The organism is Leptospira soteropolitanensis, from assembly GCF_026151655.1.
GTDB classification, from domain to species: domain Bacteria; phylum Spirochaetota; class Leptospiria; order Leptospirales; family Leptospiraceae; genus Leptospira_A; species Leptospira_A soteropolitanensis.
Map to the genome: position 1 here is coordinate 1 of NZ_JAMQPN010000087.1, position 887 is coordinate 887.

Annotated in this window: 2 protein-coding genes; both read left to right on the forward strand. The window is 33.9% G+C overall.

The genetic code is table 11. The features are described from left to right. The first annotated feature begins 196 nt into the window (after window positions 1–196). Window positions 197–409, forward strand: coding sequence for an AbrB/MazE/SpoVT family DNA-binding domain-containing protein (locus ND811_RS19450; protein ID WP_015683108.1), 213 nt, complete (start codon window positions 197–199; stop codon window positions 407–409). Next, window positions 409–807: a type II toxin-antitoxin system death-on-curing family toxin gene (locus tag ND811_RS19455; RefSeq protein ID WP_265353621.1), complete on the forward strand. Its 399-nt coding sequence runs from the start codon at window positions 409–411 to the stop codon at window positions 805–807. Before ND811_RS19450 ends, ND811_RS19455 begins: the two co-directional genes overlap by 1 nt. Window positions 808–887: the final 80 nt, after the last annotated feature.

The following is an 887-nucleotide window of genomic DNA, read 5'->3' on the forward strand; positions in this document are numbered from 1 at the left end:
CTAGTTCGTTATACGACATAGCCTAAAAATTAATGTTTAACATGAAAATTAGCAAAAAAGACAGATAAAAGATCAATAACTGCGAAAGAAACCAAAATTCAAGTTACAATTTCCTTTAACATTTCGAATAAAAATACTAAAATTTCTGATTGTAATTGATTATACAATGTTATAACATTGTTATTACAGGCTAAACATGTTAAAAAAATTAGTACAACACGGGAACAGCTCCGCTTTAGTAATTGAGAAACCGATTCTTGAACTTTTAAAAATTGATCAAAATTCGACTCTCGAAGTAACTACTGATGGCAAATCTTTGATTATAAAACCGATAGAAAAGAGTATTACAAAATCTCTTGAAAAGATTAATAAAGCTCACGGCAAAACACTCAAAAAACTTGCGCAATAATGCTGGATGAAACTATATTTCTCTCTATTGAGGATGTAATTCTTATACACAAAAATCAAATCGAACTCTATGGCGGAGCAACTGGCATTCGTGATCACGGACTTCTCGAATCAGCCATTAACCAACCAATGACTACTTTTGATGATATCAGTTTACACCCTTCTCTATTCCATAGAGCAGCTGCCTATTTATATTACTTATGCAAAAATCATCCTTTTTTGGATGGAAATAAACGAGTAGCATTGGCTTCTTCATTAGTCTTTCTCGATATTAACGGATACGAAATACTTGATCCCAATGAGATATTGTATGACTTCGTAATAGGAGTAGCGGAAGGACAATACAAGTTAGAAGAGATAAAGAAAATATTAGAATCTTTAGCTAAACTTAATATCTAATAATAGGCTACGTCGTATAACAGCGGGGAAACGCTTCGCTTCGGCACGAGGCCTCGCTTGGCCTGCGGCACATTCCTCTC